Source organism: Shewanella sp. 11B5 (assembly GCF_002836795.1).
Taxonomy (GTDB): domain Bacteria; phylum Pseudomonadota; class Gammaproteobacteria; order Enterobacterales; family Shewanellaceae; genus Shewanella; species Shewanella frigidimarina.
In genome coordinates this window covers 1-9,363 of the sequence record NZ_PJAP01000243.1, presented here as the reverse complement: position 1 = coordinate 9,363, position 9,363 = coordinate 1, and the positions used below count along the sequence as shown (strand labels likewise).

8 protein-coding genes and 1 pseudogene are annotated in these 9,363 nt (G+C 39.9%); 2 read left to right on the top strand and 7 right to left on the bottom strand.

Annotated elements, in window-relative coordinates; all coding sequences use genetic code 11:
- Window positions 1–1,982 (bottom strand): PilZ domain-containing protein (locus CXF78_RS02965; RefSeq protein ID WP_102035936.1); only part of this gene is annotated, 1,982 nt, incomplete at its 3' end.
- Window positions 1,983–2,411: 429 nt separating this feature from the next.
- On the opposite strand from CXF78_RS02965, the gene radA reads away from it, so the two are divergent.
- On the top strand, window positions 2,412–3,791 hold the full coding sequence (gene radA, locus CXF78_RS02960) for a DNA repair protein RadA (RefSeq protein ID WP_011636484.1): 1,380 nt from the start codon (window positions 2,412–2,414) through the stop codon (window positions 3,789–3,791).
- 89 nt (window positions 3,792–3,880) lie between these two features.
- Here radA and CXF78_RS02955 read toward each other — a convergent pair whose 3' ends face one another.
- From CXF78_RS02955 to CXF78_RS02940, 4 genes are all read right to left on the bottom strand, one after another.
- Window positions 3,881–4,246 (bottom strand): PilZ domain-containing protein, encoded by a 366-nt coding sequence (locus tag CXF78_RS02955; protein ID WP_102035935.1) that lies wholly within the window; start codon window positions 4,244–4,246, stop codon window positions 3,881–3,883.
- Between the two features lie 157 nt (window positions 4,247–4,403).
- Window positions 4,404–5,681 (bottom strand): YjiH family protein, encoded by a 1,278-nt coding sequence (locus tag CXF78_RS02950; protein ID WP_259396933.1) that lies wholly within the window; start codon window positions 5,679–5,681, stop codon window positions 4,404–4,406.
- A 443-nt stretch (window positions 5,682–6,124) separates the two neighbouring features.
- Window positions 6,125–7,066 carry a U32 family peptidase gene (locus CXF78_RS02945; RefSeq protein ID WP_102035933.1) on the bottom strand — a complete coding sequence of 314 codons (942 nt, stop codon included), beginning with the start codon at window positions 7,064–7,066 and terminating at the stop codon, window positions 6,125–6,127.
- A gap of 9 nt (window positions 7,067–7,075) precedes the next feature.
- Window positions 7,076–8,077 (bottom strand): ubiquinone anaerobic biosynthesis protein UbiU, encoded by a 1,002-nt coding sequence (locus CXF78_RS02940; protein WP_011636488.1) that lies wholly within the window; start codon window positions 8,075–8,077, stop codon window positions 7,076–7,078.
- Window positions 8,078–8,217: 140 nt separating this feature from the next.
- On the opposite strand from CXF78_RS02940, the gene CXF78_RS02935 reads away from it, so the two are divergent.
- Entirely contained in the window at window positions 8,218–8,715 is a 498-nt protein-coding gene (locus CXF78_RS02935) for a ubiquinone anaerobic biosynthesis accessory factor UbiT (protein WP_011636489.1), read from the top strand.
- 110 nt (window positions 8,716–8,825) lie between these two features.
- Here CXF78_RS02935 and CXF78_RS02930 read toward each other — a convergent pair.
- Window positions 8,826–8,990, bottom strand: a pseudogene (locus tag CXF78_RS02930) (ferredoxin); the annotation flags it as partial.
- A gap of 172 nt (window positions 8,991–9,162) precedes the next feature.
- Window positions 9,163–9,363 (bottom strand): ice-binding family protein (locus CXF78_RS02925; RefSeq protein WP_145991358.1); only part of this gene is annotated, 201 nt, incomplete at its 5' end.

Genomic DNA, 9,363 nt, shown 5'->3' with positions numbered 1-9,363 from the left:
TTCCCCAGTAATGGTTTTAAATTGTATTGCAGTGCTTTGTCGCTGTCTTGAGCAAATAAATGGCTTATTTCATCAGTAGTGGTACCAATACCTATGTAAGCCATTTGAGCCGCTTTTACTGTTTTTTCAATAAAATATGGCACTCCTGGTAATTGGCGCATCACAAGGTTTTTCATGCCATCTGCTAGTTCTTTTTTCTGGCCTTCATTATCCGATAATTGCTCAAGTTTTTGTTTATTATGGGCAATCAATTTATTTAAAAACTCTACACCTTCATGTGGTGAGTGACCAATTGTGGCACTTAAATGTAAGGTGAGGCCATTCATCCTGCTGCGAATTAATTGGTAAGGTAAACTTGATAAATTAGTTTTGCCAGCAGCGGCTTGCAGGCGTGGAAATGATAATGTGACAGCGGCAGGTTCATTGAAGTTAGCCGATTCTTCTAAAATCAGCTGTAAGCCTCGGCTCGAAATATCATGGGTAATACCAGTGGCCTGTTTATCACCTTGTTGAATTGTGATTAAGGTTTTAAAAGCGAATCGAGCCTCATGGCGCCGCTCACTAAATGGCATTGATACTTTTTTGATGCTGTGCTGTTTAATTTTTGCTTGGGCAAAAATCTTCAAACCATTTACATCAGATTGGTCAAACCAAGACTGATAGTCTTTACGAGCTTCCTCGTTGGTTAAATCAATAAGTTGTAAAGTATGACTAAATTGAGCTAATTGTTGTTCCGTGAGGGCCCCATAGCGTGCATCATCCCCAGGTAAAGTGGACGTTTTATAGTTTTTACTATGATCAATAGGTTGCATTACAATTTTAAATACACGCCAGCTTGCTTTTGTAGAAGCAAAACCCAAAAACAGATGAATATTTTTGGTCGCTTTAAGCTCCGCTAAGGTTGCAGAATAAAAATGTAATTTACCATTAGCATTGTGAGTAAAACTGAATAAATAACAATGCTCATTATTTTCGGTGTTTTTGATCAGTTGGGTTAAGCGTCTGGTATTAATAAAACTCGGTAGCTGGCTAATTTCATTTTCATCTTGAAAATAATGTTGAATTGGTTGGTTACCTCTTCCCAATAATTCATAGGCTATCATTGGCTTGCCGTCAACAATTGAAACAAATAGAGGTAGATGCGTTAATAGTGGCAAGTAATGACGCTCATAACCTAACCCGGTTGCTGTAACTATGACGTCGTTGACATCGACTTTATATCGAAATTTATAACTGCGTATAAGTTTTGATAGTACTGCGTCTAACGCATCTCCGCCGCCCTGTCTTTTTAGTCTTAATACTGCGTTGTCATCTTTATTTTGAATATCCACTATTTGATATTCAACACCATGTTTTAGATCATCGAGATAAAATTCATCACTGAGTTCGAGTAGTTTTACCAGTAAAGGTTTGTCTTGGTCTAAATGATGCTTTAACGGCAGCTTAATGCGAGCTCCACCGACAGATAAATCTAGCGTTGCACCACTGACTTCGGTTATTCCTTGCTGAGAAACCATAATTCGAATGCTATAATTCATTCGTTCTTCACAGCGATTAAAATAACTGCCAAGCACAACACCTGGCACCAAAAATGGATTTTCTTCGTCAATGACCTCAACTGAAACATTCTCTCTGAGTTTAAGGCGTCGAAGTTTATGCGCTTTTATAACGTGCTCGTACACACCTAAGGTATATTTGTTACGGTATAATGGTAGTGCTTGTAGCAAGGCTTCTTTAGCAGGCTCGTCTAGGAAATATCTTTGATTGGCGACGACAACTTCTTCACATGGCAGTTCTGTTTTATCTCGTAAATCGATAATTCGCGTGCACAAAGATGAGATGCGATTTAGCTCCATTTTCAATAGAAAACGGGTTGAATTCGATTCATCAACTGTTAACTGTTCAAATACGTCCTGAAAATCAGGTTCCATGATCAACGGTTTCAGTTGTTCTATTAATGCCCTGTGGTTATCTAAACTCATTATTTTATCGTTTTAAATGCTTATTGTGAGTCTGGCTGATAATTTTATCGGCAAGAAAGCGCTGATCTTTATAGTAATATACATTTCAATGTTGTTCGATAGGAAAGCGCAAATGATATCGTTGTTAATACCCTCGAAACGAAGATTAACATAGCGTATTAATAGCAATGCTATATTGATGTAACGTTAATTTATTGCTTTTTTACAGTTTGTTTACATGAGTGTGGACAATATTTTAATCGTTGGCAAGACTCTGACTAAAGATCGTTGTTATTATTATACTTATGTGTTGCCTAAATCGTCATTTTGATTCGACCGATGTTAGGTTTAGGTGATATAGAAAATGTGTTAATAATGATGGTTTATTGATTCTTAAGCCGAATAACATCAAGCATAAAGTACTAATTGATTTACAACATAGGAACTAACATGGCAAAAGCTCCAAAAATGGCATTTGTTTGTGACGATTGTGGCCTTGATTATCCGCGTTGGCAGGGACAGTGTCGTTGTGGTGCGTGGAATTCTTTGGTAGAAATGAAATTGTCAGCCTCAAAGAGTTCAACTTCACGATCATCTGTATTGGGATACGCTGGTGCAGTGGGTGGTGGCTCTAAAAAACTCAGTGAAGTTGAGTCAGAAGATGCCGAGAAAAGACTCACTGAAATCGGTGAGTTAGATAGGGTACTAAGTGGCGGTTTGACGACAGGATCGGTGAATATTATTTCTGGCGACCCAGGTGCTGGTAAAACAACATTACTATCCGATTTGGTCGCTCGGATGTCACAATCTATGGCTTCACTGTACTGTACTGCAGAAGAGTCATTATCTCAGTTCAAAAACCGTGTTAATCGTTTAAAGCTTAATTACAACGAAGATAACTTATTTTTGCTGTCTGAAACCAGTGTAGAAGCCATTATTGAGGAGTTAGAAGCCAAGCAAATCAAGTTTGCTGTCATCGACTCTATTCAAGCGGTTGTCACCGATGCAGCCAATGGCAGTCCAGGGTCGCCTTCACAAGTTAAAACAGCGGCTCAAGCGTTTACTCAATATTGTAAGAAAAATAATGTCACCATGTTCATTATTGCTCATGTGAATAAAAATAACGAAATAGCAGGCCCGCAAACCTTGGTTCATATCGTAGATTCATTGCTACATATCGACACCAACGATGGACAAATTCGTACCTTACGCGCTAATAAAAACCGTTTTGGTGATGTTGATACCGTGGGGATATTCCGCATGAGTGAACGCGGTATGATCAGTGTTGATAACCCTAGTGAAATATTTTTGTCGGGCTCAACCACTGAATCGCCAGGCTCGACTATCACTTGTATTCGTAAAGGTAACCGTAATTTACTGTTGGAAATACAATGTTTAACCACCGAGACTGAATCTGAGTTTCCACAACGTGTGTGTGTGGGATTAAACATGAATCGGATTAAAATGCTAACCGGTATTTTACGTAAGCATACTAAAACCAAAATTTTTCATGATACGTTTTTTAATATAGTGGGCGGTTTAAAAATTGATGAGTCGGAAACCTGCATCGATCTAGCGCTTGTTACGGCATTACTGAGCAGTTTAAATGACTTTGTCGTGCCTAGAACCACTTGTATTATGGGGGAGTTGAGTTTGAATGGCGATGTGCGCCCAATTGATAGTGGTGTGCCGAGAGTCAAAGAAGCTGCGCAGCATGGTTTTACAGAGATTTTTATCCCATTCCGTAATTATCACAAAACCATGGAAGGGCTAGGGGCAAAAATTATCCCTGTGAAAACTATCCATGAGCTGCTTGAACTAATTAATTAAGCCTCGGGTGATAAAAAGCAAAATTTGTACATAAAAAAGGTAAGTCATTGACTTACCTTTTTTGCATCTTAACTTGTTATATCGGCTGTTTAAGGCGCTGAAGTGATTAAAGAGGTCAACTCACGATTTAATAGCTCTGGATCACCCATATTCAATTCAATAATTCGGCGAAGATGGGTAATGCTGTCAACATCAATGTGAGTACACTTTAAGCCAAGGTGTTCTGGGGTTTTATGGACAATTGCCGCTTCCATTTTCAGTTCAATGTCAGAGTCGGGTAACACAAACTCCAAAGTTAAAATGCTATTGAGCTGACCTGTATACCCAGATGGCAATTCTACTAATGCACCATTAAGACTTAAATCTAAAATTTTAGTGCGCCAAGTTTGTTCTGTTTGCGCAAGATGAGCACTGGCTGCAAAAAAAATACGAGAAAATTTACGTCTGTCATCCATAGTTTGCCCTTAGTAATCAATATCGCAATGACACAAAGTCAGTGTTTATTGTTTAAGCATACTCGATTTATCTCGATTACGCTGAGAATATTTAGTCTAAAAAAAGGAGCGCATTGCGCTCCTTAGTGATATTGAGTTGTTTATCTTCTGACTTCAACTAAATGAGTAAATGGCCCATTAATGCAATTACAGGCAGTGTCACTAAGGTTCGTAGAATGAAGATAACGAATAGCTCAAAAAAGTTAACCGGGATTTTACTACCAATTAAAAGAGCACCTACTTCACTCATATAAATAAGCTGAGTAACTGATAATGCCGCAATAACAAAGCGGGTCAAATCAGATTCTATAGAGCTGGCCAAAATCGATGGAATAAACATATCGGCAAATCCCACCACAATCGTTTTCGAGGCTTCGGTAGCTTCTGGAATATGCAGCAGTTCCAATAGCGGAATAAATGGCATACCTAAGTAATTAAAAATAGGTGTATGTTCAGCCAACACTAATGCGACGGTACCAATAGCCATAACAACAGGGATCACCCCGAATATCATATCGACAACGTTTTTAATTCCTTCAGTTAGCACATGCTTAATGCCACCAGCAGAAGATGCCCGTTGCATTGCTTGTTCAAATCCCCACGAAAATACGCCATGACTGGCTGGGATTGTTTCGTCATCTTCATGGCGAGGAGTATCATCGATATACAGATCTTTCTTCCATGATAATGGCGGTAGTTTAGGGACTATGATTGCGGCAATAAACCCTGCTAAACACACAGTCAGATAAAATGGCACAAATAAGTGCTCAAGTTTGACTTGTGATATCACCACTAAGCTAAAGGTTATTGACACGGCAGAAAAGGTTGTGCCAATAACAGCAGCTTCACGTGCAGTATAGAAACGAGTTTCGTATTGTTTGGTGGTCATTAAAATGCCCACACTACCATCACCTAACCAAGATGCCATACAGTCAATAGCACTGCGACCAGGTAAATTGAATATTGGACGCATAACTTTGGTTAATAACGTGCCAAAAAATTCTAATAAACCAAAATTGAGCAATAACGGTAATAACATGCCAGCAAAAATAAATACTGAAAATAGTACTGGTACTAAATCATTCAGAACCAAGCCACCGGTTGCAGATGAAATAATCGCTTCGGGTCCCACTTGCCAATAAACCATGACGATAAAGATTGCGCCTAGAATTCGCACCGCTAACCAAAATAAATTTACTTTCAGCAGTGTGCGTAAAAAAATACTTTTACGAACGAATTTAGGATTAATGAGTTGAGTGAGTAATGAGGCCAATGCCATTAGTACCACTATGCAGGTCATAATAAGCTGAATCGAACTGCCCATTTGGCTTTGCAATGCTTTTGAGATGATTGCAATCGGAATGGTAATCGAACCTTCGACATTGATAGGCGTCATAAACAGTAGCAAGCCAATCAGTGACGGAATAATAAAGGTGAGAATTGTTTTAATGCTATGTTTTTTATGTGTCACGTTAAATACACCTTACTTATGTGTTCTAAGTTGGCCAGCTGTGCTACCCAACTGTTTATTATGGACCGAAATTGAATGTCCATTCAGTTGTTTTTTTTGGGTAGGCAAGGTTACCCCCTTATTTGCAGTATGTAAAATGATAACTTAACCGAATAGATATTAGTTAAATGTGAGTAGATATTTACTTTAAGAAAGTGTCGGAGTATATCGTTAAAATCTAATTTAATCAGTTGGTTAATATTTTGTTGCGGAAGTGTGCTCTCTTTGGCTTTGGCACTTTTTTATGGTTTGTATGCCATTAATAAACATGGATATGATTACGGTTCATGACCACTTTTATTAATGGCTATCAAATAGCGTTTGTAACGTTATCCCGCTGGAGTATTTGGCTCAAGGGAATAGTCCATGCCCGGTAACCCTAACCAATAGCCATTGCAATGATGATTGATAATCGATGCCTGTTTATTGTCGTTAAACTGTTTTGTGATTAGCGCCTTACTATTAAATGGATCCTCTGTTATTTGCGCTAATACATGAGCAAGTTCTGAACCCATGGCTACATCGGTTAATTTATTGGGTGATATACGCCAATAATCAATTCCCATGTCTATCATTTGTGGAATTTGGTTAATCAGGTTTACCTGCGCCGCAGATTGAGTTTGAATGCCATTTAAGCGGAGTAAGGGTTGTGACTCTTGAGTTTGAGCCAGTAAGCCTTTGCTATGGCGTTGGCAAATAGTTTGACACTTATCTTTTGGCAATTGGTAATGTTTTGCGGTAAAACAGCGTGCAGAATGTGCTAAAGGCAAATAGCCGTGACCGAGCACCTCTATTTCAAAAGCGGGTTTATCACCCTGGTTGATGACGGTGTTTAACCACTTCTGTGATAATTCACAAGGCATGACAAAACGATACATCCCTTTTTGGTGCAATAAATCAAGGCTGGTCCGATTATAATTATTGATTGTTGGCCCACACACAAAGGGGACTTTCGCTTGGTGCGCATAATGTACCGCAGCCATGTCATTAGCTTCAATACTGAAATCACCATTATCAATAGCTCGTTTCAGTTCATTAAGTTCAGATTGCGCCTCTATCAAAGCCATGGTTGATAACACCACGTGTTTGCCATGAGACTTAAGCATATTGGCGAGATCTAGATAGTCGTTAAACTTCAGTTCGCGGCGACGGCTGCATACGGTTTCACCTAAATAAACGGTATCGATGTTACTCAATGCTACTTGCTGATAAAAGTGTTCAACGTCAGATTTTGACCAGCAGTAACTAATTGGAGCGAGAGATATTTTCATTGTAAAACCTTATTGCCATTGACGCTCATAAGCGCCCAATGTAGTGATTTGTCCTTCGGATACTTTTGCTAACGCTTGCGACCATTGTGGTTGCTCGCAAAAAGACTCGGGGCTGGCTAAATAAGTGTCGATAGCGCTACGCCAAACGTGGGTGACTTGGCTGACGTAAGCAGGGCTTCGCTGACGTCCTTCTATTTTAAGTGATTTAATTCCCGCTTGGGCGAGCTCGGGTAACAAGCTTAAGGTGTTTAAACTGGTAGGTGACTCCAATAAATACTTTGCATCATGATCGTATTCGGCAACATAACGGCCTTTACAGACCACCGGATAACCCAGTTGTTGGTTAGCTTCAGCTTTATCGATTAATACATTATTGAGTCGGGTCAATTTATCGCTGCCAGAATCTTGCCAACGCACATGGTTAGCAGGTGAGCACGAACCGCCTGTATTAGGAGATTGTCCTGTTACATATGACGATAAATGGCAGCGTCCTTCAGCCATGATGCATAAACTACCAAAAGCAAATACTTCAAGCTCAACAGGGCTCACTTTAGCTAAGTCTCGAACCTGTTTAATGGACAATACTCGTGGCAATACAGCTCGTTCAATATTAAAAGCTTGTTGATAAAATGATAGAGCCCCTAAGTTTGTGGCGCTGGCTTGTACTGATAAATGTAGCGGAAGGTGCGGATAATGCTGGTGGGCATAATCGAGTAATGATAAATCAGCTACGATGAGGGCATCCATTTCTAATTGTGCGGCTAAATCAACGGCCTGATACCAGCGGTGTTCTTCACCGGGTTTAGGAAAAGTGTTTAAGGTTAAAAATACCTTTCGCCCTTGGCTTTGGGCCAGTTTTGTCGCTTGTGCTAGTTGTACTGCAGAAAAGTTTAGTCCTGCAAACGAGCGCGCATTAGTGTCATCTTTTAGTCCGAGGTAAACCGCATCAGCGCCAGCGTTAAGAGCGGCTTTGAGTGACGCTAAATTACCTGCAGGGCATAAGAGTTCCATGTTGGTGTTCTCATTTTTTTCAAAGAACAGGAGTGTAAATGTGATTGAGTTAACATGATTTGATTTAAAACAGGTTTCGTTAGATAAATTGCCAGTAAACTCACTTGATTACTGGTTCTATTTGCAAGTAGGTACTCTCGATGGCACAAGCATTTACACAACAATTATCGGCGCACTTGTTACATTTTGCGCCTCAAGTAAGCCGTCGCTCGCTAAACTTGATGCCGGAAGCGTTAAAAATAATCGTCATCAATAAACTGCTTAATTTAGTGTTAGCGGAACAATTGAAGGCAGATGAACTCCATTTTCTCAAACAAAAGTGGGTAGGCATTTGTGTTGATGATATTGGTTTGCGTTTTGAGGTGGGTGTCGAACAACAACTACGAGTGCGTGCTTTTACTCAGCCTGATGTGACATTAAGTGCCAATGTGCCTGAGTTAATTTTGGTTGCAGCAGGTAAAGAAGATCCCGACACGCTGTTTTTCCAGCGTAAATTACGTATAGAAGGGGATACAGAGTTGGGGTTAGAGGTTAAAAATTTATTGTTGTCTATAGAGTTAGATAGCTTACCCAAACCCGCTCGGATCGGCATTGAGCAACTGGCAAAAGTATTACAAACATTAACAGCCAGTGAATAGTTATGGTGTTATTTGACTCTAAAAATCGGCGCATTAAGCGCCGTTTTTACAGATGCTAGATGTTAGATGCTAGGTACTAAATATAATCTCTTAGTTGCTCAATCCTGAGGTTACACATTGCCAGTGAGTGCAGCGTATTTTAGTAATAGCGCATCATGTGACTCGACATGTTTAGGGGCAGGGTCGATACAATCGATAGGGCAAACAGACGCGCAAGTCGGCTTGTCGTAATGACCAACACATTCGGTGCACAATGCAGGGTCGACTTTATATACCACTTAATCCATGGCGTTAGGGTTGAAAATATCACAATCAATTGCGATATAGCTAATGATCCATGACATAAAAACATCCGCCAAACAGGGTTTAGTGGATGTTGATTTTCTGATGAGTAGCATCAAGGATTGCGAGCATTAGACGATTGCTAATGCTCGGCTATTATCAGAACTACTCTGTAGGCTGAGTTACTATATTGTGATCTAATGTGACAGCGGTTTGTGACATTAATCTGCCGTTAACCGTCGCATCTGTATTTATGCTTATGCCTTTTTCAGCTAAGATCACACCTTCAAAATGCGCTGTGGTATCAAGTGCTACTCCCGCACTTCCGCCAACCTGCCAGAAGATATTTTTTGCCTGAGCGCCGCT